The sequence below is a fragment of the Bradyrhizobium arachidis genome, from assembly GCF_015291705.1.
In the GTDB taxonomy this organism is placed as follows: domain Bacteria; phylum Pseudomonadota; class Alphaproteobacteria; order Rhizobiales; family Xanthobacteraceae; genus Bradyrhizobium; species Bradyrhizobium arachidis.
Window position 1 is genome coordinate 3029340 of record NZ_CP030050.1, and the last position, 25630, is coordinate 3054969.

27 protein-coding genes are annotated in these 25630 nt (G+C 63.9%); 14 read left to right on the top strand and 13 right to left on the bottom strand.

Annotated features, from left to right (window positions below):
* Positions 1-85: 85 nt before the first annotated feature.
* From WN72_RS14015 to WN72_RS14025, 3 genes are read left to right on the top strand one after another with little or no spacing between them, the layout of a single operon-like run.
* Complete coding sequence (locus WN72_RS14015) at positions 86-1036, top strand: ABC transporter substrate-binding protein (RefSeq protein ID WP_244553711.1); 951 nt, start codon at positions 86-88, stop codon at positions 1034-1036.
* Positions 1033-1893 carry an ABC transporter ATP-binding protein gene (locus WN72_RS14020; protein ID WP_092214565.1) on the top strand — a complete coding sequence of 287 codons (861 nt, stop codon included), beginning with the start codon at positions 1033-1035 and terminating at the stop codon, positions 1891-1893. Before WN72_RS14015 ends, WN72_RS14020 begins: the two co-directional genes overlap by 4 nt.
* A complete protein-coding gene (locus tag WN72_RS14025) occupies positions 1886-2752 on the top strand; it encodes an ABC transporter permease (protein ID WP_092214566.1) in 867 nt (288 codons plus the stop codon). The genes WN72_RS14020 and WN72_RS14025 overlap by 8 nt, the downstream gene beginning before the upstream one ends.
* Here the strand turns inward: WN72_RS14025 and epsC are convergent.
* The 6 genes from epsC to WN72_RS14055 are packed head-to-tail and all read right to left on the bottom strand — an operon-like array spanning position 2749 to position 8090.
* Positions 2749-3675: a serine O-acetyltransferase EpsC gene (gene epsC, locus WN72_RS14030; RefSeq protein ID WP_092214568.1), complete on the bottom strand. Its 927-nt coding sequence runs from the start codon at positions 3673-3675 to the stop codon at positions 2749-2751. The two genes, WN72_RS14025 and epsC, sit on opposite strands and share 4 nt — an antisense overlap.
* 46 nt (positions 3676-3721) lie before the next feature.
* On the bottom strand, positions 3722-4294 hold the full coding sequence (locus WN72_RS14035) for a flavin reductase family protein (RefSeq protein WP_092214571.1): 573 nt from the start codon (positions 4292-4294) through the stop codon (positions 3722-3724).
* A gap of 46 nt (positions 4295-4340) precedes the next feature.
* The gene (locus WN72_RS14040) at positions 4341-5573 is read right to left on the bottom strand and encodes an acyl-CoA dehydrogenase family protein (RefSeq protein ID WP_092214574.1); all 1233 of its coding nucleotides are present in this window, start codon (positions 5571-5573) and stop codon (positions 4341-4343) included.
* A gap of 22 nt (positions 5574-5595) precedes the next feature.
* The gene (locus WN72_RS14045; protein WP_092214576.1) at positions 5596-6600 is read right to left on the bottom strand and encodes an NrtA/SsuA/CpmA family ABC transporter substrate-binding protein; all 1005 of its coding nucleotides are present in this window, start codon (positions 6598-6600) and stop codon (positions 5596-5598) included.
* Positions 6601-6618: 18 nt separating this feature from the next.
* Positions 6619-7347, bottom strand: a complete 729-nt coding sequence (locus WN72_RS14050; RefSeq protein ID WP_092214578.1) for an ABC transporter ATP-binding protein — start codon at positions 7345-7347, stop codon at positions 6619-6621.
* Positions 7344-8090 (bottom strand): ABC transporter permease subunit, encoded by a 747-nt coding sequence (locus WN72_RS14055; protein WP_092214937.1) that lies wholly within the window; start codon positions 8088-8090, stop codon positions 7344-7346. Before WN72_RS14055 ends, WN72_RS14050 begins: the two co-directional genes overlap by 4 nt.
* Positions 8091-8481: 391 nt before the next feature.
* Here WN72_RS14055 and WN72_RS14060 point away from each other — a divergent pair, with 391 nt between their 5' ends.
* Positions 8482-9573, top strand: a complete 1092-nt coding sequence (locus WN72_RS14060) for an LLM class flavin-dependent oxidoreductase (protein ID WP_092214581.1) — start codon at positions 8482-8484, stop codon at positions 9571-9573.
* A 1-nt stretch (position 9574) separates the two neighbouring features.
* Here the strand turns inward: WN72_RS14060 and WN72_RS14065 are convergent, their stop codons facing one another.
* The 3 genes from WN72_RS14065 to WN72_RS14075 all read right to left on the bottom strand — a co-directional run bounded on the left by WN72_RS14065 (position 9575) and on the right by WN72_RS14075 (position 13519).
* Positions 9575-10915: an LLM class flavin-dependent oxidoreductase gene (locus WN72_RS14065; protein ID WP_092214584.1), complete on the bottom strand. Its 1341-nt coding sequence runs from the start codon at positions 10913-10915 to the stop codon at positions 9575-9577.
* 43 nt (positions 10916-10958) lie between these two features.
* On the bottom strand, positions 10959-11924 hold the full coding sequence (locus tag WN72_RS14070) for an aliphatic sulfonate ABC transporter substrate-binding protein (protein WP_092214586.1): 966 nt from the start codon (positions 11922-11924) through the stop codon (positions 10959-10961).
* A gap of 194 nt (positions 11925-12118) precedes the next feature.
* Positions 12119-13519 (bottom strand): LLM class flavin-dependent oxidoreductase, encoded by a 1401-nt coding sequence (locus tag WN72_RS14075; RefSeq protein ID WP_092214588.1) that lies wholly within the window; start codon positions 13517-13519, stop codon positions 12119-12121.
* A gap of 254 nt (positions 13520-13773) precedes the next feature.
* On the opposite strand from WN72_RS14075, the gene WN72_RS14080 reads away from it, so the two are divergent.
* Genes WN72_RS14080 through WN72_RS14110 form a run of 7 tightly spaced genes read left to right on the top strand, consistent with a single transcriptional unit; the run spans position 13774 to position 19374 of the window.
* Positions 13774-15093, top strand: a complete 1320-nt coding sequence (locus WN72_RS14080) for an O-acetylhomoserine aminocarboxypropyltransferase/cysteine synthase family protein (RefSeq protein WP_092214939.1) — start codon at positions 13774-13776, stop codon at positions 15091-15093.
* Between the two features lie 35 nt (positions 15094-15128).
* Positions 15129-15926 carry a MetQ/NlpA family ABC transporter substrate-binding protein gene (locus WN72_RS14085; RefSeq protein WP_092214941.1) on the top strand — a complete coding sequence of 266 codons (798 nt, stop codon included), beginning with the start codon at positions 15129-15131 and terminating at the stop codon, positions 15924-15926.
* Positions 15927-15953: 27 nt separating this feature from the next.
* Entirely contained in the window at positions 15954-16205 is a 252-nt protein-coding gene (locus WN72_RS14090; RefSeq protein WP_092214589.1) for a hypothetical protein, read from the top strand.
* A 41-nt stretch (positions 16206-16246) separates the two neighbouring features.
* Positions 16247-17029 (top strand): MetQ/NlpA family ABC transporter substrate-binding protein, encoded by a 783-nt coding sequence (locus tag WN72_RS14095; protein ID WP_092214590.1) that lies wholly within the window; start codon positions 16247-16249, stop codon positions 17027-17029.
* A 24-nt stretch (positions 17030-17053) separates the two neighbouring features.
* Entirely contained in the window at positions 17054-18682 is a 1629-nt protein-coding gene (locus WN72_RS14100) for an FAD-dependent oxidoreductase (protein ID WP_244553712.1), read from the top strand.
* A complete protein-coding gene (locus WN72_RS14105) occupies positions 18679-18999 on the top strand; it encodes a 4Fe-4S dicluster domain-containing protein (protein WP_092214591.1) in 321 nt (106 codons plus the stop codon). The genes WN72_RS14100 and WN72_RS14105 overlap by 4 nt, the downstream gene beginning before the upstream one ends.
* 27 nt (positions 19000-19026) lie before the next feature.
* Positions 19027-19374, top strand: a complete 348-nt coding sequence (locus WN72_RS14110; protein WP_092214592.1) for a DUF3088 domain-containing protein — start codon at positions 19027-19029, stop codon at positions 19372-19374.
* A gap of 26 nt (positions 19375-19400) precedes the next feature.
* On the opposite strand, the gene WN72_RS14115 is transcribed toward WN72_RS14110, so the two are convergent.
* From WN72_RS14115 to WN72_RS14130, 4 genes are read right to left on the bottom strand one after another with little or no spacing between them, the layout of a single operon-like run.
* Positions 19401-20225, bottom strand: coding sequence for an ABC transporter permease (locus WN72_RS14115; RefSeq protein ID WP_092214593.1), 825 nt, complete (start codon positions 20223-20225; stop codon positions 19401-19403).
* A complete protein-coding gene (locus tag WN72_RS14120) occupies positions 20218-21033 on the bottom strand; it encodes an ABC transporter ATP-binding protein (RefSeq protein ID WP_092214594.1) in 816 nt (271 codons plus the stop codon). Before WN72_RS14120 ends, WN72_RS14115 begins: the two co-directional genes overlap by 8 nt.
* 1 nt (position 21034) lies before the next feature.
* The gene (locus WN72_RS14125; protein ID WP_244553713.1) at positions 21035-22039 is read right to left on the bottom strand and encodes an ABC transporter substrate-binding protein; all 1005 of its coding nucleotides are present in this window, start codon (positions 22037-22039) and stop codon (positions 21035-21037) included.
* The gene (locus WN72_RS14130) at positions 22032-22274 is read right to left on the bottom strand and encodes a hypothetical protein (RefSeq protein WP_143130572.1); all 243 of its coding nucleotides are present in this window, start codon (positions 22272-22274) and stop codon (positions 22032-22034) included. The genes WN72_RS14125 and WN72_RS14130 overlap by 8 nt, the downstream gene beginning before the upstream one ends.
* A gap of 237 nt (positions 22275-22511) precedes the next feature.
* Here WN72_RS14130 and WN72_RS14135 point away from each other — a divergent pair, with 237 nt between their 5' ends.
* From WN72_RS14135 to WN72_RS14145, 3 genes are all read left to right on the top strand, one after another.
* Entirely contained in the window at positions 22512-24113 is a 1602-nt protein-coding gene (locus WN72_RS14135; RefSeq protein ID WP_092214596.1) for an FAD-dependent oxidoreductase, read from the top strand.
* Positions 24110-24487: a 4Fe-4S dicluster domain-containing protein gene (locus tag WN72_RS14140; RefSeq protein WP_092214597.1), complete on the top strand. Its 378-nt coding sequence runs from the start codon at positions 24110-24112 to the stop codon at positions 24485-24487. Before WN72_RS14135 ends, WN72_RS14140 begins: the two co-directional genes overlap by 4 nt.
* A 136-nt stretch (positions 24488-24623) precedes the next feature.
* On the top strand, positions 24624-25616 hold the full coding sequence (locus WN72_RS14145) for an NAD(P)-dependent oxidoreductase (RefSeq protein WP_092214598.1): 993 nt from the start codon (positions 24624-24626) through the stop codon (positions 25614-25616).
* Positions 25617-25630: the final 14 nt, after the last annotated feature.

The window sequence follows — 25630 nt, forward strand, 5'->3', positions numbered from 1 at the left end:
GCGCCGGCTGGTTGCCGGGCTCCGTGCAAGACGTCGGCAACTTGGCCTCGCCGCCCTCGGTCTGACAGGGCTCTTCGGAAGTGCTATGGCCGAGCCGCAGCTCGAGAAGACCGAGATCCGCTACCAGGGCTGGGCTGGGCAGGTGACCTTCATCGAGCTGGCTGACGACCTCGGCTATCTCGCGCCGCTCAAGCTCAAATGGGTCGGCAACACTATCAGCGGACCGCAGGACATCCAGACCGTCGTCACCGGCGATATCGACATCGGTGGCGCTTTCTACGGCGCGATCATCAAGCTGATCGCCGCCAAGGCGCCGATCAAGGCAGTGGTCGGCTATTACGGCTCGGACGACAACACCTACAGCGGCTACTACGTGAAGGAGGATAGTCCGATCAAGACCGCGCGGGACCTGATCGGCAAGAAGGTCGCGGTCAATACGCTGGGAGCGCACCATGAATTCGTGCTGCGCGAGTACCTGGCTCGCAACGGCCTGACGCCGGCGGACGCGAAGCAGGTGACGCTGGTTGCGATCCCGCCGGTCACGGGTGAGCAGGCGCTGCGGCAGGGGCAGGTCGAGCTTAGCACGCTCGGCGGCGTCCTGCGTGACAAGGCACTCGAGCGCGGCGGCATTCGGCGGCTGTTTGCGGATACGGACGTCTTCGGGAACTTCACCGGAGGGGCCTATGTGCTGCGGGACAAGTTCATCAAGGACAATCCGAACACGTCCCGCAAGCTGATCGAGGGCGTGTCTCGTGCCATCGACTGGGCTCAGACAACGTCGCCGGAGGAGGTCCGCGCCCGCTTCGAACGCATCGTCGCGGATCGCAAGCGCAACGAGGACGCCACCCCGATCAAGTACTGGAAGAGCACGGGCGTCGCGACCAAGGGCGGCGTGATCGGCGATGCCGAGCTCCAGGTCTGGATCGACTGGCTGGTCAGGGATGGCTTGCTGAAGCAGGACCAGCTCAAGCCGTCGGATCTCTACACCAACGAGTTCAACTATTTCCGCCCGGGCAAGACCGCGGAGGCCAAATGACGACGGCCAAGATCCGCTTCGAACATGTCCGCAAGGAGTTCCTGGTCCGCGGCAAGGACGGCGGACCGGCGCAGCGCTTCACCGCGCTCGACGACATCACGCTCGATGTGCGTGCAGGCGAATTCCTTGCGCTGGTCGGGCCGAGCGGCTGCGGCAAGTCGACCCTGCTGGACCTGCTCGGGGGCCTGACGACGCCGAGCAGCGGCCGCATCCTGCTCGATGGCAAGGTCATCGAGGGACCGGCGCGCGACCGCGGCATCGTGTTCCAGCAATATGCGCTGTTTCCATGGCGCACGGCTGCGCAGAATGTCGAGTTTGGGCTCGACATTGCCGGCCTGAAAGCCAGGGAGCGGCGGGAGACGGCGCTGTATTATCTCGACCTGGTCGGTCTGTCCGGCTTCGCCGACCGGTATCCGCACGAGCTCTCCGGCGGCATGAAGCAGCGCGTCGCGATCGCCCGCAGCCTTGCCTACGATCCGGAGGTGCTGCTGATGGACGAGCCGTTCGCGGCGCTCGATGCACAGACGCGAGAGACTCTCCAGGGAGAGCTGCTGCGGATCTGGCGCCGCACCGGAAAGACCATTCTGTTCATCACCCACGGTATCGACGAAGCCGTGGTCCTGGGCCAGCGCGTGGCGGTGATGACCTCGCGCCCCGGCCGCATCAAGCAGGTCATCGATATTCCCGATGAGCTGCACAGCGAGACCGAGGATGTACGATCGCTGCCCGGGTTCGGGCATGTCAGGCACGAGGTGTGGTCCTTGCTGCGCGACGAGGTCTTGAAGGCGCAAGGCTCCCAGGCCGCGATCTCGGACGGCGAGCGGATCGCAAAGGCGAAGGAGCTTGCTCATGTCTAATCTGGAGATCTTGACGCTGCTGGAGCTGGCCGAGGGAAGCCCGAAGGATCGGGCCGCGCAGCGCGGCGGCGCGATCACGGCGGTCACGGGCGGCCTGGTACGATGGTTCGCCATCTTCGGGCAACGATCCCTGCTGCTGCTGCTGTTCCTCGCCGTCTGGGAAACGGCGCCGCGCTTCGGTCTCATCGACGTGACCTTCCTGCCGCCGTTCTCCGAGGTGATCGTCGCGGGCTGGCAGCTTGCACAGAGTGGGGAGCTCTATGACGACGTCGGTGCCAGTCTGCTTCGGGCCCTGAGCGGTTTCCTGATCGCCATCGTCCTGTTCGTGCCGTTGGGTGTGCTGACGGGGTGGTACGCCCGGCTTGGCGATATCCTGAACCAGATCATCGAGATCGCGCGTAACACGGCGCCGCTTGCGCTGCTGCCGGTCTTCATCCTGTTGCTCGGGATCGGCGAACTGTCGAAGGTCACCATGGTGGTCTACAGCTGCGCCTGGCCGCTGCTGCTCAATACGATCGCGGCGGTCCGCCAGGTCGATCCGCTTCTGGTCAAGTCGGCGCGGACGATGGGGGCGACGCCGAGCCAGTTGTTCCGGAAGGTGATCCTGCCGGCGTCGCTGCCGACGATCTTCGTCGGCATCCGCCTGGCCAGCGCCTCGGCGATGCTGGTGCTGGTCGCGTCCGAGATGGTGGGCGCGAAATCCGGGCTCGGCTATCTCATCATCAACAGCCAGTACAGTTTCCTGATCCCTCAGATGTATTTCGGCATCCTCGGAATCACCGTGATCGGCCTCGCCTTCAACGCAATCCTCGAGGCGCTGGAGCGTCGCCTGATGCGCTGGAAGGCGCCGGCTGTCTAGCCTTGCTTATTGCGGACCGTGGCCTGGGTCACGATGCTGTTCGGCGGCACAGTCTGGGTCAGCCAGACATTGCCGCCGATCGTCGATCCGCGACCGATGGTGATCCGGCCCAAAATCGTAGCGCCGGCATAGATGACGACGTCGTCTTCCACGATCGGATGGCGGGCGTCGCCCTTGATCAAACTGCCATCGTCGTCGGTCGGAAAGTGACGGGCGCCGAGCGTGACGGCCTGATAGACGCGGACGTTGTCGCCTATGATTGCCGTCTCGCCGATGACCACGCCGGTGCCGTGGTCGATGAAGAAGCCCGAACCGATGCTCGCGCCGGGGTGAATGTCGATCCCGGTGCGGGTATGCGCGATCTCGGCGATCAGGCGAGCGATAAGCCGGGCACCCAGCCCGTGCAGGATGTGGGCGAGGCGGTGATGAATGATCGCTGTCATCCCGGGATAGCCGATCAGGATCTCGGGGAAATTGCGGGCGGCGGGGTCTCCGACGAAGGCGGCCCTGAGGTCATTGATGAGGAGCCCGCGCACGATCGGCAGTCGCGAGCCGAATGTCCGGGTCAGTTCTATGGCGTCCTCGCGGCGGAAGCCGGCGGTGAGTTCGTCGCCGATGAAGAGGGCGCCGCGATGGATCTGGTCGCACAACGAGTCCAGGGCGACGCTGAGGGTATTTCCGACAAAATAGTCGATATTCTCGCCGTCGAGCTCAGAGCGACCGTAATGCCGTGGAAACAGTGCTGCCGTGAGGCCATCGAGGACCGCCTCCAGCGCTTCGCGCGATGGGGCCTGGCGGGCTTCGCCATCCCTGCGAATGCTGTGTGTCTCCTCCCGGGAGACACGTAGCTCGGCCACGATCCGGTCGAGCTGCCACCGCCTGGAAGTGGGCTCCAGGTCCGAGGTCGGGATTTCGCGTTTCATGCTGCCCTCGTTTGATGCGGGAGCTCGAGAAGCTGCAGGAGTGCTCCTACCTGACATGCGCCAGAGGGATGCTGATCTCGGCGAGCAAGTCCAGATCGAAATCGTGCTTTATCTCGATGTATTGACCGTTCCAGTATACCAGTCCCGACAACTGGGGCGACAGTTCGAAGCTCAAGATGCTGCCGACGATGATCCCATGCGAATACCGCTCGATGATCTCCTCCACTTGGCACTCGACTGTCGCCAGTGAATTGCCAAGCAGGGGGACGCCGGATAGCCCAGCCGTCCAGGCGACGCCTTCATACCGCTGCGCCCCCTTGAGTCTGCCATTGCTGAATCGGTTCGCGAGCTCCTGCTGGTCGGATCCGAGGATGTTGACCCCGAACACCCTGTGACGCTCAATCGGGGCAAAGGACGAAGCCTGCCGATTGACGCTGACCAGCACGCGCGGCGGGCTCGCGCTCAGCGAGGTCAGCGACGTGACCGTCATCCCCGTGATGTCGTCATCGCGGCCGGCCGTGATGATGCTGACGCCGCCGGCGAGGCGGCGCATCACGGTGCGGAACTGGTGCTCGATCTCATTGCTGTCAGTGACCAGATGGATGTCCGACTTTCCCATGTCTGTCTCTCCTTGCATCGGACCATCGAATGCGGCGCCATCTTGCCTAGAAGAAGCCCTTCGCCGGCAGGGGCGTGCCGCTGATCTCGTACTGGCCGATCGAGCGCGCCTTGTAGGTCGTCGGATTGTGCGAGGACAGCGTCCGCGCATTGCGCCAGTGGCGATCGAAATTGGTAACCTTCTTGGTCGCGGAAGCGCCGCCGACGTCGAACAGCAGGCTGCCGCCGCGGATCGCGAAATCGTCGGCGACGATCTTGGCCTTGGCCGAGAGCAGCGCGGCGGTGTGGGCGGCCTCCGCGGCGTTCGCTGCGCCCGCGTCGAAGGCGTCGGTTGCAACGTCCAGCGCCTCGGCAGCCGCCAGCACCACGGTTTCGGCCGCAAACGCACCGCTTGCGATCTGGCCGACGGTCTGCTGAAGCAGGGGGTCGTCGGTCGGAATTTCGGTCGGCGCGTAATAGAAGGTGCGCTTGCGCGATTGGATCAGGGCAGTGGCGTCACGCAGGGTCGCCCGCGCGATGCCGGCAACGACCGCAGTCAGGAACAGCTGGGCGAACGTGTTGGAGTAGGCAACGCCGTAGCCCGTGTCGGGCGTGTCGAAGACGATCTCCTGGCGTTTGACCTTGACGTTACGGAAATGCGTTGTGCCGGTTGCAGTGAGCCGCTGTCCGAGCCCATCCCAGTCGTCGACCAGCTCGATGCCGTCGCGCTTGATCGGAACGATGGTCGCGCCGCTGGTGCCATCAGGATCGGCGGCGCGGACGAGGACGTAATCTGAATACAGTGTGCCGGTGCTGTAATATTTGGTCCCGTTCAGGAAGTAGTCGCCGTTTCCGTCAGGCGTGAAGGTCGTCCCCGGCGTGACATTGCCGACGCGGGGGCTTTCGAGCTCGGTGGTGGCGAGCCCGATGATGGCGCCTTCGGCGACCGCCTTCTGCCACGCGCGGCTCTGCTCGTCCTTGGGCGTACGCACCAGCCGTTCCACCACGCTGAAATGGTTGCGCAGGATATGCGCGACATTGGCGTCGGCCTCGCCGAGGCGAATCACGAAAGCGAAGAGATCGCGGATCGTGCTGCCCGCGCCGCCGGCGTTCACCGGAAGCCGCAAGGCGCCGAGACGGGCGCGGCGGATGAGATCGATGACATCGAAGGGCAGCACGCGGTCGCGTTCGCGCGCGCTTGCCCCCTCGGCGATCTGGTTGAGCAACGCCTCCAGCTCCGGCGAGGCGGTCTTGAGCGGCTCCGATGTGCCGAGGGAGGGAGCGGATACGGTCTTGTTCATGATTGGCCTGTTGGTCGCGTTCTCAGAGCTGGGCGAGATGGTCGGTCACCTTGACCGGCTCGGGCAAAACCTTGCGGGCGACGAGCCAGTCGGCAGCCTTTTGCAGCTCGCTGATGAAGCGCTCGTCGTTGACGCCGAAGTAGCGATACTGGCGCTTCAGCGCGATGAACTGGTCGCGAACCTCGTCGCTGTACTTGCCCGCTTTCTGGGCAATGTACTCGGCGTCCTTGCCGTTCTCCGAGATCCACTTGCCTTCGGCGCGGAACGTATCGTTTACGGCGCGGACGAGGGCAGGGTTGTCGGTCGCGAATTTGCGGGTGGTGAGGTAAGACGTGTAGTCGATCTGGAAGTCGAGATCGCGACCCTCAAGGAAGATGTCGTGCGCCTTGTATTCAAGCCGGGCAATGTCGACGCCGGGGCTCCACATCGACCAGGCGTCGACCTTGCCCGAGGCGAGGGCGGGCGCCGCATCGGGCGGATTGAGATAGACGAACTTGACTTTGGACCGGTCGACCTTGTGCTTCTCGAGCGCTGCGACCAGCAGGAATTCGCCGAGGCCGGAGCGGTTGACCGCGACCGACTTGCCGACGAGGTCCTCGATCTTGTCGATGCCGGAACCGTCCTTGGCGATGATTGCCGTGGTGCGCGGCTCGTAGACCACGAACTGGGTGAACACCAGCGGTGAGCCCGCGATGATCGCGGCCAGCGCCGGCGTCGTGCTGCCGCCGAAGCTGAAGTCGGCGCTGCCGCCGGTGACCGCCTGCAAGGTCGGGGCGTGGTTCGGGAAGGGCCCGAGCCATTCGACCTTGATGCCGTCCTTGGCCAGCATTTTCTCGAACTCGCCGCGCTCCTTGGCGATCAGATTGAGGCCGCTCAGGCCCCAGGTCAGGCGAACGGTGTCGGTGGTCCGGCCAGGCGCGGCCTGGGCGAATTCGCTGATATTCATGCCGGCGAGCGCGCCAATTCCGAAGGCTGCGGAGCCGAGAAAGCTGCGCCGGGATGGTTTGGCGATTGAGTAGTCGGACATATTTGCCTTCCGGATGAACTAATTGGGAGAGTGGGAAACCACGCCAAGCTCGCCGAGGAGCTCGGCGCGCGAGATGGGTATCGAGCCGTCACGCCCGGCGCGATGCTCGAAAGCGATGGCGCCGTTCCGCATCACCAGGATACGGTCGGCGAGCGCAATTGCCTCATCGACGTCGTGCGTGACGAGCAGAACGCCCGGCTGATGGTTGGCGACGAGCTCGCGAACGAGTTCATGCATGCGGATGCGGGTGAGCGCGTCCAATGCGGCAAACGGCTCGTCGAGCAGCAGAAGCTCGGGCTGCTGGACCAGCGCGCGGGCAAGCGCGACGCGCTGGGCCTGTCCGCCGGAAAGATTACGCGGCCAATCGTCGAGACGGTCGCCGAGGCCGACCTCTGTCAGCGCTTCGGCCGCGCGTTCGCGCGCGTCCGGCACCCGCAGGCCAAGCGAGACGTTGCGCCAGAGGCTGTCCCAGGGCAGGAGCCGGTGCTCCTGGAACACTACCGCCGGCCGCCGCGGCGCGACGATGCGGCCGCCTTGAATCGAATCGAGACCCGCGAGCGCCCGCAATAGCGTGGTCTTGCCGCAGCCGCTCTCGCCAAGCAACGCAACGAACTCGCCTCGCTCGATGCGCAGGTTCAGCTTTTCGATCACGGCGCGGCTGCCGTAGCTGCGCACGAGATTGCTGACAACGACGGCGGGTCCGGCTTCGAATGAGGCAGCCGACAGCGGAGCGACGTGCGCGTTCATCGTGCTGCTCCGTAGTTCGGATGCCAGGCGAGCAGGCGCCGTTCGAGGAAGCGCGCGATGCCGTCGGCTGCGACGCCAATCAGCGCATAAATCACGATCGTCAGCATGATCACGTCGGTGCGCAGGAATTCGCGCGCGTCCATGGCAAGAAAACCGATACCCGACTGCGCGCCGATGGTTTCGGCTACGACCAGCGCAAGCCATGCCGTCGCCAGCGCATAGCGGACCCCGGTCAGGATCGACGGTAATGCGCCGGGAAGGATGATCCGTCGGATCAGCTGGATAGAGCTCAGGCCTTGGACGCGGCCGAGCTCGAGCAGTTTTGGGTCGACCTGGCGGATACCGAGGACCGTGTTGATGTAGATCGGGAAGGTGACGCCGAGGGCCACAAGGAAGATTTTTTGCGTCTCACCAACGCCAAGCCAGACGATGACCAGGGGTAGGGCTGCGAGGAACGGAATGGCCCTGATCATCTGCACGCTGCGGTCGATTGCGGCTTCGGCAATCTTTGAGAAGCCGACGAGAATGCCAAGGCCGCCACCGACGGCCGTGCCGATCGCGAATCCCGCCGCCGCCCGCAGCAAGCTCACGCCGAGGTCGTTGAGCAGTGTCCCCGTGGTCGCAAGCTTGAACGCGGTCCGGATCACCTTGCTCGGCGCGGGCAGGACTTGCGGCGAGAGCCATCCCGCCTGCGCCAGCCATTCCCAGATGACGACAAGCACGACCGGGGCGAACCACGACAGAAGCTGAAGGCCGCGAGCGCCAAGCTTGCTTTTCGGAGCGGTCGGAGCGAGTGCGTTGTCGCCGCCTTGCGACGACGGCGCGCTGTCCGCACCGATCACGGTGCGGTAGATGCCGCTCAGTTCGATATTGCTCAAGACGCGAGACCTCGTTTTACGCGCTGCATTCGATGCATGCGATGTGACGCCAATCACTTGCCGTCTCGACAAAATGTCCCACGAAATCGAGCTCACAGAAATAGAGCGGTATTTCAATTGTCGTCAGATCCGGAGTGATCTGCTGTCGTCGCCGCGTGGATGCGCGACAAAGAAAATCTTTTGATGCAGGTCTGCTTGAACTTGCGCCAGCCATTGGCGAGAACGCTCAAAGTCGAGAGAGTTACGGGAGAGCATAATGACGGCTGCACCTCTTCGCTTCGGCATCTGGGCGCTGGTGCATGGCCCACGTGCGGCGCATCAGGACCCGGAAGAGCCCTACGATGCCTCTTGGGAGCGCAATCGTGATCTCATCCTTGCTGCCGAGGACCTCGGGTATGATTCGACGCTGATCGCGCAGCACACGATCAATCCGCATCGGGAGGATCTCGATCAGCTCGAAGCTTGGAGCGCTGCCGCTGCGATCGCCGCGCTGACGCAGCGCATCGAGATCATCGCCGCGATCAAGCCGTATCTCTATCACCCCGTGGTGCTCGCCAAGCTGGCGCTCGGCATCGAGAACATCAGCCGAGGCCGGTTCGCGATCAATCTGGTCAATGCCTGGAATCGCCCGGAACTGGAGAAGGCCGGGATCGGCTTTCCGGAGCACGATGCGCGTTATGCGTATGGCCGCGAATGGATATCCGTCGTCTCGCGCCTGATGGAGGGCGAGCGCCTCACCTATGCTGGCGAACACTTCAACGTCACCGACTATGCGCTGCGCCCGGCCGGCCTATATCGCAGGCGTCCGCTCATCTATGTCGGCGGCGAGTCCGAGCCGGCGCGCGATCTCGTCGCCGGCCATGGCGATGTCTGGTTCATCAACGGCCAGCCGCTCGACGATGTAGCCGGCCTGATCGCGGATGTCGCGGCGCGGCCGCGAGGTTCGGCGCCGCCGCTGCGTTTCGGCTTGTCCGCCTTTGTCGTCGCGCGCGAGACCCGAGAGCAGGCGCAGGCCGCGTATGAGCGATTGCTCAGCCTCGCCGCAAAGGATGCACCGATGAAAGCCATTCAGAAGCAGAATACCGATCCCAAGGTCGTGATGATGCAGACCATGCAGAAGACGCCGCGGGTCGGCAGCAACGGCGGCACGGCCGCCGGGCTGGTCGGGAGTTACGACGAGGTCGCGGCGCGCATCGAGGCGTTCCATGCCGCGGGCATCGAACTGTTCATGCTGCAATTCCAGCCATTCGAAGCCGAGATGCGGCGTTTTGCGCTCGAGGTGATTCCCCGTGTGCGGGCGACGCAATCGACTGGGCCCTCCGAGGGGCTGGCCCAGTCCTTGGGGTAGGTCAGGCGGACGCAACTTCCGGCGCCCGCTTGGCGAAGCGACTCGCCGGTCGCGCAAGACCAAAATGATCGCGAAGCGTTGTGCCGGTGTATTCGGTCCGGAACAGGCCGCGCTTGTGAAGGATCGGCACGACTGTGTCGACGAAGGTCTCCAACCCCGTTGGCAGAACATCCGGCATCAGGTTGAAGCCGTCCGCGGCGCCTGCCTTGAACCAGGCCTCGATATCGTCCGCGATCCACTCCGGCGTGCCGACGATGATGCGATGGCCAACGCCGCCTCCGAGCGCGCGTATCAACTGGCGGACGGTGAGATTTCCGCGCCGGGCAAGATTCACGGTACCCTGGAACATCGTGTGGTTGGCGTTGACCGGCAGTGGCAGCGGATCGGGCAGGGGCTTGTCGAGTTCAAGCAGCGTAGGGTCGATCTGGAGCGTGCCAGCCAGCCGCGCCAGGCTGTATTCGATCGGCACCAGCTCCCAGAGCTCGTCTTGCCGCCGTTTTGCCTCGGCCTCGGTACTGCCGATGACGATGGCGAGTCCCGGCAGAATGACGATGGAATCACCGGAGCGTCCGTAAGCTGCAGCACGCGTGCGCACATCGCGCGCATAGGCGACGCCTTCCTCGATCGATTGCGCCAGTGTGAACACAGCCTCCGCATAGGCGGCGGCGAAGTCGCGGCCGTCATCTGAGCCGCCCGCCTGCACCGTCACCGGTCGTCCCTGCGGCGAGCGTGGCACGTTCAGGGGGCCGGCGACTGAATAATGCGGGCCGCGGTGGGCGATTGGATGTACTTTCGACGTATCGACGAACCTGGCGCTCGCCTTGTCACCGACGAAGGCGTCGTCCTCCCAACTGTCGAACAGCGCGTGGACGACCTCCGTGAATTCCTTGGCGCGCTCGTAGCGGGCCTTGTGCTCCGTCACCGCTGAGAGACCGAAGTTGCGGCCTGACGCGGCATCTGCGGTGGTGACGGCGTTCCATCCTGAACGTCCACCGCTCGCGTGGTCGAGCGTCACGAAGCGGCGCGCGATGTTGTAGGGCTCGTTGTAGGTCGTCGACACCGTGCCGATCAGGCCGATATGCGTTGTCGCGGCCGCGACCGTCGCCAGAATGATGGTCGGCTCCAGCGACGTGAACGACCGGTAGTCGATCCGGTCGTTCACGGCCGGCGAGTCCGCCAGAAAGATGGCGTCAAACTTCCCGCGTTCGGCAATCTGCGCCACCCGCACATAATGACCGAGATCGAAGAATGCACGTGGATCGCTGCCCGGTAGGCGCCAAGCCGATGGATAGACGCCGGAGTGAAGCAGGTTGACGTTCAGGTGCAATTGGCGTGGCGGCATGTTGATTCCGAAAATCGGCGGTCTAAGCCGCAAGGAGCGGAGATCAGGCCCCCTTTGGGGACCAGATCTTGATGGCCGTGGTGTCGATCTTCACGGGGATCAGACCCTCGGCGTGGAATGCGTCTGCAATTCGCTGCTGCTCCGATAGGCCCGGGCCGGTGACCGCGCCCACCTGATAGGAGCGATGGCTGTTGGCCTCCTCGACGGTGGCGGCATCGATACCCCAGAGGCCCGCGAGCAATGTGGCGGCGTCCTTCGGCTGGGCCTTCACCCATTTGCCAGTCTCGGAGAGCTTTGCGAAGATCACGTTGAGCACTTCGGCATGCTTGTCCGCATAAGTGGCCGCGGCGAGGTAATAGCGCTTGTAACTCGCAAGGCCATTGCTGCCGTCGGACAGGATACTGCCTTTCGTTTGGTGCAGAGCGCTGGTCAGGAACGGATCCCAGGCGACCCAGGCATCGACATTGTTGCTGACGAAGGCCGCGCGGCCGTCCGCCGGGGTGAGGTAGGCGGGCGTGATGTCCTTGAAGCTCAGCCCGGACTTCGCGAGCGCCGCAAGCAGCAGATAGTGGCTGCCGGCGCCCTTGGTCACCGCGATCTTCTTGCCCTTGAGATCGGCGATGGACTTGAGTGCGGACGACTGCGGCACCACGATCGCCTGCGCCGCCGGCGAGGCGGCCTCCTCGGCGACATAGGCAAGCTTTGCGCCAGCGGCCTGCGCGAAGATCGGTACGGTGTCGGCGACGTCCGCGCCGAAATCGATGCTGCCGATATTGATGGCTTCCAGCAGCGGCAGGCCGCTGGTGAATTCGTGCCAGGACACCGTGACGCCGAGCGGCGCCAGTGCCTTCTCCAGCTCACCGTTTGTTTTCAGGATCGCCGTCAGGGTCGAGGATTTCTGATAGCCAATGCGGATCTCCTCGGACATCGCAGGCTGAACGGTCGCCATGGCGAAGATGCCGAGCGCAGCCGCGGCGAGCGTCCGCAGGCGGGAGGTGGAACGAGACATGAATCATGATCCTGAAGCTGAGCCGCTTTGGCGACGCGTTTGGCAAATTGCAGGCCGCAATGTGCCGGCAATCGCGGCCGCGTTGCAATTTCAGAATGCGGGGCAGTTGGAGAACGAAGCGTCTCTGGTCGGACACGATCCGAGAACGGAATTTTCCACGCGATGCGGCTTGTTATCTGAAATCGGCCCGCCCGCTATTCGGCGGCATCGGATCTCAGATTGTCGGCTGAGCGCCGATAACGCGCGCCGGGATGCGTCGCGTGCAGTCGCGGACCGCGTCCAGGGAAAAGCTTTTCGCGCAGCGTGCCGTCGCGATAGGCGGTCTTGTAGACGCCGCGCGATTGCAGCTCGGGCACCACGAGATCGACGAAAGCGTTCAGCGATTCCGGCGCGACCAGGCGAAACAGGTTGAAGCCGTCGACATCGGTTTCATCAGCCCAGGCGATCAGCTCGTCGGCGACATCCTGCGGCGAGCCGACCACGAAAGGCGAGCGAGCGCCGGCGCGGCTCAATCCGGCGAGGTCGCCGACATTGACCGGCCGGTCGCTCCGGACCGTGAAATTCTCGACCATCGACTGGATGGCGTTGCTCTCGACATACTCGATCGGCTGGTCCGGCCGATAGGTCGAGAAGTCGATGCCGGTCCAGCCCGACAACAAGGCGAGCTGCCCGGTCTGGTCGACATGCCGTGCGTAGTCCTCGAGCAGATCATTCGCCTCGGACCGCGTCGGCGCCACGATCACGGTCGCGCCGGCAAACAGGCGGATGTCGTAGGGATCGCGGCCATGGGTCTTCGCGGCCTCCCGGATTTCGCGGACGGCGCGTGCAAGGATTGGCCTGGTCTGGCCGTTGAGAAAGATCGCTTCTGCGTGTTGGGCGGCGAAGGCGCGGCCGCGCTTAGAGGTGCCGGCCTGATACAAAAGCGGCGTTCGTTGCGGCGAAGGCTCGGCGAGATGAATGCCATCGACCCTGAAGTAGGGGCCTTCATGCAGAACCCGGTGGAGCTTTGCGGGGTCCGTGAAGATGCGGCTGCCGCGGTCGCGGCGAACCGCATCGTCCTCCCAGCTTCCCTCCCAGAGCTTGTAGGCCGCAGTGAGAAAGTCTTCGGCCGCGTCATAGCGGTCGTCGTGGGCGCGGCCGGCCGGCAAACCCATGCCGCGCGCGCCGCTGTCGAGATAGCCGGTGACGATATTCCAGCCGATCCTGCCTTTCGTAAGGTGGTCGAGCGTCGAAAACGTGCGCGCGAGTTGATAGGGATGCTCGAAGGTCAGGTTGGATGTGATGCCGAAGCCGAGATGGCGGGTGACGAGCGCCATGGCGGACACGAGCAGGGTCGGGTCCGCGTTAGGAAGTTGCACCGCATGACGGGCGGCGGCATCGGCAGTGCCGCCAAAGACGTCGTACACGCCGAATACATCCGCCAGGAAGATGCCGTCGAGCAGTCCACGCTCAGCGGTCTTGGCGTAGTCGACCCAATAATCCAGCGTGTTGTAATCAATGGACGCATCGCGCGGATGAGACCACAGGCCCGCCCAATTGTGGCTCGGCGCGGTCATGTTGAAAGCGTTGAAGCGTAGCTCGCGCGGTCGCGTCATGATCTGGCTCGATCGTCTATTTGCGAAGCACATTCGCTGCGCGTGACTGTTACTAGCATTTTGTGCGAGCGAGTTTGTTTCCAATTCGGCAAAGGCGCGGAAACAAACGCGTTGCGAGGCGGCGATGATGCAGCACGTGCATCGCTATTTTTCGGACACGCTCGACAGAGGCGGAATCCGGCCACATCATTTTGATCGACAAGGATGGCGGGCCGCGAACGGCGCGCACTATCGAGATCGAAAGGGAAAAGCAGATGGCCTTGGAAACCCGGAATTTCGAGACGCTCGCGCTGCACGGCGGATCGTACCGCACCGATCCCGCCACCGGCGCAGTCGCGGTTCCGATCTACCAGACCACGTCATTCCAGTTCGAGAACGCCGATCATGCTTCGCGTCTGTTCGCGCTCGAGCAACTCGGCCCGATCTATACCCGCATCGGCAATCCGACCCAGGAGGCGTTCGAGACGCGGCTCGCCGCGCTGGAGGGCGGTGTGGCGGCGCTTGCCGTCGCCTCGGGGCAGACCGCCTCCGCCTTCGCGATCTTCAATATCGCGCAAGCCGGCGACAACATCGTGTCATCGACCGATCTCTACGGCGGGACCTGGACGCTGCTCTCGCAGACCCTGAAGCAGTTCGGCATCGAGGTCCGCTTCGTCGATCCCTCCGACCCTGAAAACTTCCGTCGCGCGACCGATGCGAAGACGCGGGCCTACTTTGGCGAGACGCTCCCGAACCCCAAGCTGAACGTGTTCCCGATCAAGGAGGTCGCGGATATCGGCCGCTCGCTGGGCGTGCCGTTGATTCTCGACAACACGGCCTCGCCCCTGATCGCGCGACCGTTCGAGCACGGTGCCGCAGTGGTGGTCTATTCCACGACAAAATATATCGGCGGCCATGGCACGGCAATCGGCGGCGCCATCGTCGACGGCGGCAACTTCGACTGGGCTGCCCATGCCGAGCGCTTCCCGCTGCTGAACAAGCCCGACGAGGCCTATCACGGCGCGATCTGGACCGAGGCGGCGAAGCCGCTCGGACCGATCGCCTACATCCTGCGAGCCCGCGTCAAGCTGTTGCGGGACCTCGGTGCATCCATTGCGCCGCAGAACGCCTTCCAGTTCATCCAGGGTCTCGAGACCTTGCCGCTGCGCATCCGCCAGCACAACGAGAATGCGGTGAAGGTCGCGAATTTCCTCGCCAAGCATCCTTCGGTGTCGAACGTGATCTTCCCAGGGCTGCAGAGCGGCGAGAACAAGCGCCGGGCCGACGCGTATCTGAAGGGCGGCTACGGCGCCTTGGTCGGCTTCGAGCTCAAAGGCGGTGTCGAGGCCGGCCGGCGGTTCATCGACGCACTCAAGCTGTTCTATCACGTTGCCAATATCGGCGATGCCCGGTCGCTTGCGATTCACCCGGCGTCGACGACGCACCAGCAGCTCACCCCAGCCGAGCAACTCGCCGCCGGCGTTACCCCGGGCTACGTTCGCCTCTCGGTCGGGATCGAGCATCCCGACGACATCCTGGCAGATCTCGGCCAGGCGCTGGCGCAGGCCGAGGCCGGTGCGCGCAAAGCCGCGTGAGACGCGTCATCTGAATTGCAATGGAAATTGAGACAGTGAAAATCCTTCGTCGTACCGCCCAGGCCGCGGGTCTCTGGCTCGCGTTCACCGCGGCCGCCTTCGCCGGCGAGCCCCTGAAGATCGCGACCAGCGCCGGCCCGGTTGGCCAACTGGCCTCGTTTGCCGCCAAACTCGCCAAGGACAAGGGGCAGGACGTCAAGATCGTCGAGCTCTCGGACTGGGTCGCATTGAATGAGGTCGTGAACAGCGGCGAGGTCGATGCCAATCTGTTCCAGCATGCGACTTATCTCGCGCTTCAGAACAAGCAGCGTGGATTCAATCTGGTGCAGGCCGACAAGGTCGGCGTGATCGCGCCCGTCGGGCTGTTCTCGAAGAAGATCAAGACGCTCGACGAGATCAAGTCCGGCGACAGCGTCGCCATTCCGAACGAGCCGCTCAACGGCGCCCGCGGATTGATCCTGCTGGAGCGGGCAGGCTTGATCAAGCTGACGCCAGGCAAGGGCTTTTCGGTCAGCAAGTTCGACATCACCGACAACCCCAAGAATCTGAAGATCGTCGAGCTTGATCCGGCGCAGACCTACCGATCGCTGGACGACGTGACGCTGGCGCTCGTCAACATCACCTACCTCATTCCGGCCGGTGGCGATCCCAAGTCGGCGCTCATCATCGACCGCACCGTTGATGATGGGCTCGTGCTGCGCTTCACGGCACGGCCCGACAAGAAGGACGATCCGCGCCTGAAGGCATTTATCCAGGTGTTCAACTCGCCAGAAGTGAAGCAGTTCATCGAAGAGAAGATCCCGGCGTTCATTCCGGCGGGGTTCAGCAGCTAGGAGATCGTCCTCTTGGGAAGCCGCGCCATGATCTATGTCGTCGACGTGAATCAGATGAGCTTTGCCTTCGTGGCGAGAAGTGAGCGGCACGCATCGGAGATTGCAGGCTCGCCGGGGTTTGTGCAGGCTCTGGATCGCGTTTTCCTGAATCGACGAGGCTCCGGGGGTTCGAATCATCGTCCGCGTGCTGCGGCGGTTCAGGAACTTGCCCTCTTCAACGACATGTCGTCCGAGTTCGCGGATGCCACGGCGGACGTCCTGGTGGCCCGGGTCGGCTAGATGTCGAAGCAGATTATCGCTAGAGAAGGAGATCGTAGACCATGAGACGTCGCTTGTTGCTCGTGATGGCCGCCTTTGTACTGTTCGCCGCGCCGGCCTCCGCGGATCAGAAGATCAAGGTCGGGATATCGGGCGGGGATGCCGAAATCGTCTGGGCCAAGGTCAAGGAGATCGCCGCCAAGGACGGCCTCGATGTGCAGGTTGTCGTCTTCAACGATTATCTGTTGCCCAATGCCGCGCTTGACGTCGGCGATCTCGATGCGAATGCCTTCCAGCACAAGCCGTTCCTGGACAATCAGATCAAGACGCGGGGATACAAGATCGTCGCCGTCGGCGAGACGATCGTCGCTCCGATCGGGCTCTATTCCAGAAAGGCGAAGTCGGTTGCCGAGATCAAGGAGGGCGCGTCAATCGGTATCCCGAACGATCCGTCGAACGGTGGCCGTGCGCTGCGGCTGCTTCAGGCGGAAAAGCTGATCGAGCTGAAGGATGGCGTAGGAATTCTGCCGACCGCGCTCGATGTGACCGGAAATCCCAAAAAGCTCAAGATCCGCGAAATCGACGCCGCCCAGCTGCCACGTAGTTTGGACGACGTCGATGCCGCCGTCATCAACACCAATTACGCCGTCCCGGCCGGCCTCATTCCGGGCAAGGATTCCATCGCGATCGAATCCTCGGTCAATAATCCCTACAACAACTTCATCGCCGTTCGCGAGAAGGACAAGGATGCCACTTGGGTCGCCAGGCTGGTGCGCGCCTATCAGAACGACACGATCCGCCAGACCATCAAGGACAAATTGCCGGGTCAGATACCCGCGTTCTGAACAGAGTCAAACCGGAGACGAGCGATGACAAACTCACCTGGTCGCGCCGAGAAGCTGTCGAGTTCGGCAGGATCCGTCATGTTCGACGCGGATGTGCTGGTGCTCGGTGGCGGTCCCGCGGGCACCTGGGCCGCGATCAGCGCCGCGGAACATGGTGCGCGCGTCGTGCTGGCGGATAAGGGATTTTGCGGTACCTCAGGTGCGACTGCGGCCGCCGGCACCGGCGTTTGGTATGTCGATCCCGCTCCGGAGCGCCGCGAGGCCGCGATGGCCAGCCGTGAGAAACTCGGTGGCCACCTCCAGGATCGCCGCTGGATGGCGCGCGTGCTGGACCGGACCTACGCCCAGAGCAACCAGCTCGCCGACTGGGGCTATCCTTATCCCGCCGATGACGATGGCAGGCCGCAGCGGAATTCGCTCCAGGGCCCGGAGTACATGCGGCTGATGCGCAAGCGGACCAAGCAGGCCGGCGTGACCATCCTCGATCATTCGCCGGCGCTCGAACTGCTGGTCGATGGCAACGGCGTGGTTGCGGGAGCTACGGGCTTGCGCCGCCAGAAGGGGGATCGTTGGGCGGTCAACGCCAAGGCCGTGGTGATCGCCACTGGCGGATGCGCCTTTCTCAGCAAGACGCTCGGTTCGAACGTCCTGACCGGCGACGGCTATCTCCTCGCTGCGGAGGCGGGTGCGGAATTCACCAGCATGGAGTTCTCCAACGCCTACGCGATCTCGCCGGCGTTCGGATCGGTGACCAAGACCTTGTTCTACAGCTGGTCGAGCTTCACCGATGAGCAGGGCAGCGTCATTCCCGGAGCGTCGTCGAAAGGTGGACGCTCCGTGATTGCGCGCGCGCTCCGTAAAGGCCCCGTGTACGCGCAGCTTGACCAGGCGGACGCGGAGACCCAGCGGCACATGCGCGTGTCCCAGCCGAACTTCTTTCTTCCGTTCGACCGCACCGGTATCGATCCCTTCACGCAACGTTTTCCGATCACGCTGCGCCTCGAAGGAACCGTTCGCGGGACAGGCGGCCTGCGGATCATCGATGACAGTTGCGCGACCACCGTGCCGGGTCTCTACGCGGCAGGCGATGCAGCGACGCGCGAATTGATCTGCGGTGGCTTCACCGGCGGCGGCAGCCACAATGCCGCCTGGGCGATGTCTTCGGGGCATTGGGCCGGCCAGGGCGCCGCCGAGTTTGCGCGACAAATGGGTACGACGAGCGGGCGTCAGGCCTTCCGACGCGGCACCGTTGGCCTGCGATCTGGCGGCGGTCGTCCGTTGCAGGGCAGCGCCCTCGCGCGGAGCGTTCAGGACGAGGTGTTCCCCTACGAGCTGAATTACTTCCGCGAGGCCGGACGACTGGGCGAGTCGCTCCGTCGGCTGGATGCATTGTGGTCCGATGCGTCGGCTGCCGATGCACCGGACGAGAAGGAACTGTTACGTGCACGCGAAGCGGCCGCCATGCTCGCGACCGCGCGCTGGATGTATCGCAGCGCGCTGACGCGTCAGGAAAGCCGGGGAATGCATCGCCGCGACGATTACCCCGAGCAGGACGACCGTTACCTCCATCTGGTGACGAGCGGCGGGCTCGATGATGTCTGGACGTCCGCACGTCCGCTGGCGTCTGCGCAATATGCGGAGGCCGCGGAATGATCGAGGTTATCGATGCGGAACAGTGCACGGCCTGCGACATCTGCGTGAGCGTGTGCCCGACCAACGTCTTCGACAAGACCGACGGCATTCCCAGGATCGCACGTCAAAGCGACTGCCAGACCTGCTTCCTGTGCGAGCTCTATTGTCCCGAGGATGCGCTGTTCGTCTCGCCGTTCGCCGACGCGCCGCAAGCGGTCGACGTGGCGGCGTTGAAGGAGGCGACCATGCTGGGCAGCTATCGGCGTGCCGTGGGCTGGGTCGAGGAGAGTCGGCACCTGCGGGCGGCCGATCGGAGTTATCGGCTGTTCGGCCATTGAAAGTCATGTCGTCTCTGGAGGCCGGCCATGAGCGGAGATCGCCTCTTTCTGTTGAAGCCGGGATTTGAAGATCCCGAGCAGCCGGGCCGCTTCTTCGTCTGCCCGCACTGCAATGCAATCGAGGGGTTGCTGGCGTCGTTCCCCGGGCTGGCAACGCAGATCGAAGTGCAGCGCCTGCCATTCACGCGGCCGCGAACGGCGCTGGTCGATATCTTGGGCGAGCAGCATCAGTCGCTTCCGGTTCTGGTCTTTGATGAGAACCGGCCGGTGCCTGAGGACGCCGGCGTCGCCAACGGCCGGCGCTTCTTCGATTCCTCGGAGCGAATACTGCGCTATCTGGCCGACCGCTACGCATTCCCGCACGTTCACCAATAGGACTGATCGGGATCGCCGGCATTCCCCTAGGTTTGCACCTGTCCCCAGCGCTGCACCGTGATCCGCGTCAGCGTCCGGAAGATCAGGCCTTCCACGACAAGACCAACCACGATCACGGTGAGCAATCCGGCGAAGACGCTTGCCGTCTCCAGCTGCGCACGGCTGGTGTAGATGAACCAGCCGATCCCGCCGGACCGCGCGCTGACGCCGAACACAAGCTCGGCCGCGATCAGGGTACGCCAGGCGAAGGCCCAACCGATCCGCAGGCCCGACAGGATCTGGGGAAATGCCGCCGGCACCAGGATCTCCGCGACGAACCGGCCCCCCGAGAGGCCCAGGTTGCGGCCGGCCATTCGTAAAGTCGGCGGCACCGCGAGGAAGCCGCCATAGCAGGCGAGGGCCACCGGCCACAGAACGGAGTGCACAATGACGAAGATGAGACTCGGCGTTCCCACACCAAACCACAGCAGAGCAATAGGAAGAAGCGCGATGGCGGGAAGCGGATTGAACATCGACGTCAACAGGCCAAGAGCCTCATTGCCCCAGCGCGACAGGGCGGCGAGGGTCGTCAGCACCGCGGCGACGGCAACGCCCAGCGCATAGCCGGTGATGAGAACCCGCAGCGAGGTCAACGCGCGGTTTGGCAGCTCGCCCGACAGGACGGCCGACCACAGCGCCGATAGCGTTGCGCCCAGGGTCGGCAGCAGAAGTGCGTTGTCGAGCCAGCGTGCATAAAGCTCCCAGGCAAGCGCAAAGCCGGCGAGGATGATGAAGCGCCGCCAGGGCGTTCCCTCGAGCGCCCGCCGCAGCGCTGGCGCACGAACGAGTTTTGGGGCCGCGACGTCAGACATGGTCGACTTCCGGGGCAGAAAACACGGTCTCCTGGATGCGCCGCTCCAGCTCGCCGAAACCCGAGCTGCCGCGGGCGCGCGTTTCCGGCGGGACATCGAAGGTGGCGGCCAGCCGTCCCGGGTGCGGCGTCAGCGCCAGGATGCGGGTTCCGACGCGAATCGCCTCGTCGATGCCATGGGTCACGAACAGGGCGGTGTTTCCGGTTTCATCGCACAGCTTGAGCAGTTCGTCCTGCATCTGCCGCCGCGTCAGCGCGTCAAGCGCGGCGAACGGTTCGTCCATCAGCAGCAGCGCCGGCTCCAGCGCGAAGGCCCGCGCGATCGCGACGCGCTGTTTCATGCCGCCGGACAAGGTATGGGGGAAGGCGTCGATGAAGTTCTTCAATCCGACGCGCTCAAGCCAGCGCCGCGCAATGCCCTCTGCATCTCGTCGCGGCAGCGATTTTCCTCGCTCCAGGGCATAGCGGACATTGCCGAGCACAGTGCGCCACGGCAGCAATTGGTCGAACTCCTGAAACACGGTCATGCGGTCGGGCCCCGGGGCTCCGATCCGCCGGCCGTTCATGCGCATTTCACCGGCGCTTGGCTTGAGGAAACCGCCCACCGCACGCAGCAGTGTGGACTTGCCGCAGCCCGACGGACCCAGCAGGATCAGCCGTTCGCCGGCCGCGAGCGTGAAGCTGACATCCTCGACCGCGGTGAGGATGCCTTCGCGCGTCGGATAGCTGATGCTGACGTGATCGAGCTTGAGCAGCGTCGACGACGTGGTGTCGCCGACGAGGCCAGTCAGTCGCGGAGCGACGTTCATATCAGCTTCCCGGCTTCTCTCCGAGGCCGGACCAGAACAGGTCCCGCCATGACGCCGGCGCCTGCTTGATCAGGCCGACCTTGGCCTCGAAATCCGCGAACTTCTGGGCGCCCTCGGGAGCCGTCGTGAAGTTGACGTCCTTGTCGCGAATGATGCTCTCGACGAAGTCGGGGGCAAGCTTCGATCCCTCCGCCTTGATGTACAGCGCGGCAGCTTCCTTCGGATTGGCCTTGATCCATTCATTGGCGCGATCAAGGCCGCGGACGAACGCCAAAATCGTCTTGGGGTTGTCGTTGACGAACTTCGTGGTGGAATAGACCACGTTGAAAGTGTGGGGCCCGCCGAGCACATCGTAGCTGTTGAGGACCTGATGCACCTTGCCGCTCGCTAGTTGTTGCTGCGAGAACGGCGGCGAGGTGAAATGTGCCGTGATTTCCGAATGCCCGGAGAGGATCTGGGCCGTCGCGTCGGGATGCGGCATGCTGACGGTGAGCTCGTCAAGCTTGTCGTATTTGCCGAACGCCTTGTCCGCCGCCATCTGGAGGACGATCGGCTGAAAGCCGACCTTGACCGAGGGAAGCGCGATCCGGTCCTTCTCGGTGAAGTCGGCCAGCGTCTTGATATTGGGATTGTTGGTGGTCAGGATGTTCGCCATCGAGCCGAGCGCAGCGACGCCAATGATCTTGGCCGTGGTCCGCGTCTTGTCCCAGGTCAGGATCATGGGCGTGATGCCGGCCGTTGCGAAATCGAGGCCGCCTGAAATCAGCGCCTCGTTCATGGCCGCCGCGCCGGACAGCCGGAGCCATTCGACCTTTGGCGGCGCAATGCCGAGGGCCTTGGCTTCTTCCTCGATCAGCCCCTTTTCGCTGGCGACGATCAGCGGAAGGTAAGCGATGCCGAATTGCTGGGCGATGCGAAGCTGGCCCGTTTCAGCGCGCACACTATTCGCGCCACCCAGCGTAATGATCAGCGCGAGCGCCGCCTGCAAAAGCCTCGACCTATTCATGTTGACGTCTCTTGAATTCCCATTCGTCCGACGGCTCACCACGAGCCATTGCGGCACACTTCAGGAAATCAATCAGCCGGTCCAGTGAACTGATGTCGCTGCGCAATTTTCGAAACAAATCCGCTTGGCCAACTGCATCGGCAGGAGATCTGTTCTTCAATCGATCTGTATCAAAGAAGTCTGTTCCCTTGCCTTGAAGGGCTTCGATCCAATTTCTCGCGTCGGGCAGGACCACACGACAGCGAGAAGCTTCGTTTTACTCCCTGTCCTCGCTGGAGAAGTCTGTTCTATGCCAGAATAGCCATCTTCTCGACTTCGCCACAGGCCACACGACTCGTTCGCTGCGAGGCGTCAAAAGAGTTTTACCTTTCATTGACGCGAGTACGGCCCGCCTCAAACATGGGTCACCGGGTGCCGCTCGGCATCAGCAGGTGCCGGCGGAGCGGCTAGTGCGTTACGAGAGATCAGGATCATGATGTCTTCCGCGCTCGAAGAATTGTCGATAGCGACCGACGTGCTGATCGTCGGTGGCGGGATGGCGGGCGCATGGGCCGCGACGTCTGCCGCCGAGGCGGGGGCGAAAGTCGTTCTGGTCGACAAGGGCTATTGCGGCACCAGCGGCGTGACGGCCGCGGCAGGACCGGGCCATTGGTGGGTCCCGCCGGATCCTCCGTCGGCCCGCGATACGGCTGTCGCCAATCGTATCGCGAGCGGCCTCGGTCTCGGCGAAGCGGACTGGATGTATCGCATTCTCGATCAGACCTGGCGCTCGCTGCCAACACTGGCGCGCTATTACAAGTTCGGCGCGGATGACGATGGGCGTGTAAACTATCGCGCGGTGCGCGGGCCCGAATATATGCGCGCGCTGCGGCAACAGGTGCTGAGCCACGGTGTCACCATCCTCGATCATTCGCCCGTCCTCGAACTTCTGGCGCGGTCCGACGGCTCGATCGGCGGTGCCCGCGGCCAGCGCCGACAGGACGGCGGGAGAGCCTATCGGATCGAGGCAGGGGCGGTGATCCTTGCGGCCGGCGGGACCAGCTTCCTGTCCCATCTTCTGGGCTCGCGAACCAACACCGGGGACGGCTATCTCATGGCGGCCGAAGCGGGCGCGGAGATGTCCGGCATGGAGTTCACTGCGGCCTACACCATTGCGCCCGCGCATTCGACGATGACGCGAAGCATGGCTTATGCGTTCGCAACCTATTACGACGCCGACGGGCACGAGCTCGATCTTCCGTTCGGCCCCGACCAGACCATTCGCCTGGCGCGCGCGCTCCAGCGCGGTCCGGTCTACTGCTCGCTGCATCGTCTACCCGACGACATCAAGGCGCGGCTGCACACGATATCGCCGAACGTCCCGTTGGTGTTCGACCGCTGGGGGGTCGATCCCTATCGCGACCGCTTCGAGGTGACATTGCACAATGACGGCACCATTCGCGGCATCGGCGGGGTGCGGGTGCACGATGTGGATGGCAGGACATCGGTTCCGGGATTGTTCGTAGCCGGCGACAACGCATCGCGCGAGAAGGTTGCAGGCGCCATCTCCGGTGGCGGCAATGTCAACTCGGCCTGGGCGCTTTCGTCCGGTGTGCTCGCCGGGCGTGCTGCGGCAGGCCTGGCGCGCGGCACGACGAGTGCGGGCCGATTGCGGCCACTTGGCCGCGCCGGGCGGGAGCCTCGCAGGGGCGCCAGGGCCGTCGATCTTGCCGCGCTTCGTAACGGCGTGCGCGCCGAAATGCACCCGTTCGACAAAAATCTATTGCGCACCGGGCAAGGACTTGCAGCATCTGCACACGTGCTCAAGGGCTTGTGGACCGAGTTGGTCGATCACGCAGACGCAGGCACAATCGCCTCGCGCGAGACGGCGGCTCTATTGGCAACAGCGCGCTGGTCCGTCGCCACGGCGGCAACACGTAAGGAGAGCAGGGGCCTTCATCGCCGCGAGGATTTCCCTTCACGGGATTCCGGGCTTGCAGTCCGTCTGCTTAGTGGCGGCCTGGACCAGGTCTGGGTCGCTGTCGACGGTGCTCCTGCGGATGCCAAGACCGGTCAACTCGAGGCGGCTTCATGATCGAGCTTATCGTCGCGGACCGCTGTACGGATTGCGGGACATGCATCGAGGTTTGTCCAGCTAATGTGCTCGACGCCGGGCAAGGCGGCCTGCCGATCCTTGCGCGTGTCGAGGATTGCCAGACGTGCTTCATGTGCGAGCTCTATTGTCAGGCCGACGCCATCTACGTTGCACCCGATTGCGACCGCCGTGTCGCCGTCGACGAGGCGGAGGTAGTGACCTCCGGTCACCTCGGTCAATACCGCAAACACTCCGGCTGGGACGAATGGTCCGATCGTTTCCCAAACGAGCAATGGCTGATGGAGACCGTTTTCCGTCGCGCCGGCGAGGCCGCGGCGAAGGCGACGTCGGCTGACGTTATCCGCACGAAGTGAGTCCAGAGAGACAAACTTTTATGTCGTGTCGAGATGCGTCGTCCTGTTGTTGCATGACAGCGGCGATCTTTGAAAAGACTATCTTGGTCTGAACGCCTAGCATGTCCTCGTTATTGTCATCGTAAAGCTGCAGGACATGAATACCCCCCGAATTGAAGGCCAGCGCGCATCCGCCAGCGTGCGATCGCCGATCGTCGTCAATCAGCTTGGCCCGGACGTTCGTGCCGCGCTGGCCGATCACTGGTCGCGTCCGCTGATCATCGATCATCCCGCCGATCGCGCGCCCTGGGCGATCGCTCCGGAAGCCGACGTGCTGCTGACGCGGCCGCTCGCCGGATGGCACAAGGCGCCTGCGGAGAAGCCGGCCGGCTGGCCATTCGGCCTGCGCTGGATCCAGACCGCATCGACGGGCGTCGATTTCTTTCCGACGTGGCTGCTCGATGGCCCGGTCGTTACGGTCGGCCGCGGCATCTCGGCTGATCCAATTGCGGAATATGTCCTTGCGGCGATCCTCGGCTTCGAAAAGCGCATCCACGACATCCGGCCGCGCAGCCGCGAACAATGGAAGATTGCTCCGCTCGGTTCGCTCAGCGGCAAGACCATCGGGATCGCGGGCTTCGGCGCGATCGGCCGCGCCGTGGTGGAGCGGGTCAAGCCGTTCGGCGTCAACATCAGGGTTTTGCGGCGCTCAGGCTGGCCATATGTTCTCCCGGGCATTCAGCCTGTCGGCAGCATCGAGCAGTTGGTCGAGGTTTCCGATCATCTCGTTCTTGCCCTGCCGGCGACGACGAAGACGGCGCGTCTCATCAACGCCGACGTGCTGGCACGCGCCAAGACGTCGCTGCACCTGATCAATGTCGCACGTGGACGGATCGTCGATCAGAGCGCTCTGTTACAGGCGCTTGATGAGGGACGGATTGCCGGCGCGACGCTCGATGTCACCGACCCCGAGCCGCCGCCGGAAGGCGATCCGATCTATGACCATCCCAAGGTCGTCCTGACCCCGCATGTGTCGTGGACGGGTGGCGAGGATGCCAAGCGGCTGGCCGACAAGACGCTGGTCAACCTCGACGCCTATGCGCATGGCGTGGCGCTGGCCGACGTCTTCGACAGGAATCTCGAATACTAGAAAAGGAGCCGCAA

Bases quoted from the DNA above. Each gene is read 5' to 3' on its own strand.
- WN72_RS14015 (WP_244553711.1), top strand. From the start codon at position 86: ATGGCCGAGCCGCAGCTCGAGAAGACCGAGATCCGCTACCAGGGCTGG.
- WN72_RS14020 (WP_092214565.1), top strand. From the start codon at position 1,033: ATGACGACGGCCAAGATCCGCTTCGAACATGTCCGCAAGGAGTTCCTG.
- WN72_RS14025 (WP_092214566.1), top strand. From the start codon at position 1,886: ATGTCTAATCTGGAGATCTTGACGCTGCTGGAGCTGGCCGAGGGAAGC.
- epsC (WP_092214568.1), bottom strand. From the start codon at position 3,675: ATGAAACGCGAAATCCCGACCTCGGACCTGGAGCCCACTTCCAGGCGG.
- WN72_RS14035 (WP_092214571.1), bottom strand. From the start codon at position 4,294: ATGGGAAAGTCGGACATCCATCTGGTCACTGACAGCAATGAGATCGAG.
- WN72_RS14040 (WP_092214574.1), bottom strand. From the start codon at position 5,573: ATGAACAAGACCGTATCCGCTCCCTCCCTCGGCACATCGGAGCCGCTC.
- WN72_RS14045 (WP_092214576.1), bottom strand. From the start codon at position 6,600: ATGTCCGACTACTCAATCGCCAAACCATCCCGGCGCAGCTTTCTCGGC.
- WN72_RS14050 (WP_092214578.1), bottom strand. From the start codon at position 7,347: ATGAACGCGCACGTCGCTCCGCTGTCGGCTGCCTCATTCGAAGCCGGA.
- WN72_RS14060 (WP_092214581.1), top strand. From the start codon at position 8,482: ATGACGGCTGCACCTCTTCGCTTCGGCATCTGGGCGCTGGTGCATGGC.
- WN72_RS14065 (WP_092214584.1), bottom strand. From the start codon at position 10,915: ATGCCGCCACGCCAATTGCACCTGAACGTCAACCTGCTTCACTCCGGC.
- WN72_RS14070 (WP_092214586.1), bottom strand. From the start codon at position 11,924: ATGTCTCGTTCCACCTCCCGCCTGCGGACGCTCGCCGCGGCTGCGCTC.
- WN72_RS14075 (WP_092214588.1), bottom strand. From the start codon at position 13,519: ATGACGCGACCGCGCGAGCTACGCTTCAACGCTTTCAACATGACCGCG.
- WN72_RS14080 (WP_092214939.1), top strand. From the start codon at position 13,774: ATGGCCTTGGAAACCCGGAATTTCGAGACGCTCGCGCTGCACGGCGGA.
- WN72_RS14090 (WP_092214589.1), top strand. From the start codon at position 15,954: ATGATCTATGTCGTCGACGTGAATCAGATGAGCTTTGCCTTCGTGGCG.
- WN72_RS14095 (WP_092214590.1), top strand. From the start codon at position 16,247: ATGAGACGTCGCTTGTTGCTCGTGATGGCCGCCTTTGTACTGTTCGCC.
- WN72_RS14100 (WP_244553712.1), top strand. From the start codon at position 17,054: ATGACAAACTCACCTGGTCGCGCCGAGAAGCTGTCGAGTTCGGCAGGA.
- WN72_RS14105 (WP_092214591.1), top strand. From the start codon at position 18,679: ATGATCGAGGTTATCGATGCGGAACAGTGCACGGCCTGCGACATCTGC.
- WN72_RS14110 (WP_092214592.1), top strand. From the start codon at position 19,027: ATGAGCGGAGATCGCCTCTTTCTGTTGAAGCCGGGATTTGAAGATCCC.
- WN72_RS14115 (WP_092214593.1), bottom strand. From the start codon at position 20,225: ATGTCTGACGTCGCGGCCCCAAAACTCGTTCGTGCGCCAGCGCTGCGG.
- WN72_RS14120 (WP_092214594.1), bottom strand. From the start codon at position 21,033: ATGAACGTCGCTCCGCGACTGACTGGCCTCGTCGGCGACACCACGTCG.
- WN72_RS14125 (WP_244553713.1), bottom strand. From the start codon at position 22,039: ATGAATAGGTCGAGGCTTTTGCAGGCGGCGCTCGCGCTGATCATTACG.
- WN72_RS14135 (WP_092214596.1), top strand. From the start codon at position 22,512: ATGATGTCTTCCGCGCTCGAAGAATTGTCGATAGCGACCGACGTGCTG.
- WN72_RS14140 (WP_092214597.1), top strand. From the start codon at position 24,110: ATGATCGAGCTTATCGTCGCGGACCGCTGTACGGATTGCGGGACATGC.
- WN72_RS14145 (WP_092214598.1), top strand. From the start codon at position 24,624: ATGAATACCCCCCGAATTGAAGGCCAGCGCGCATCCGCCAGCGTGCGA.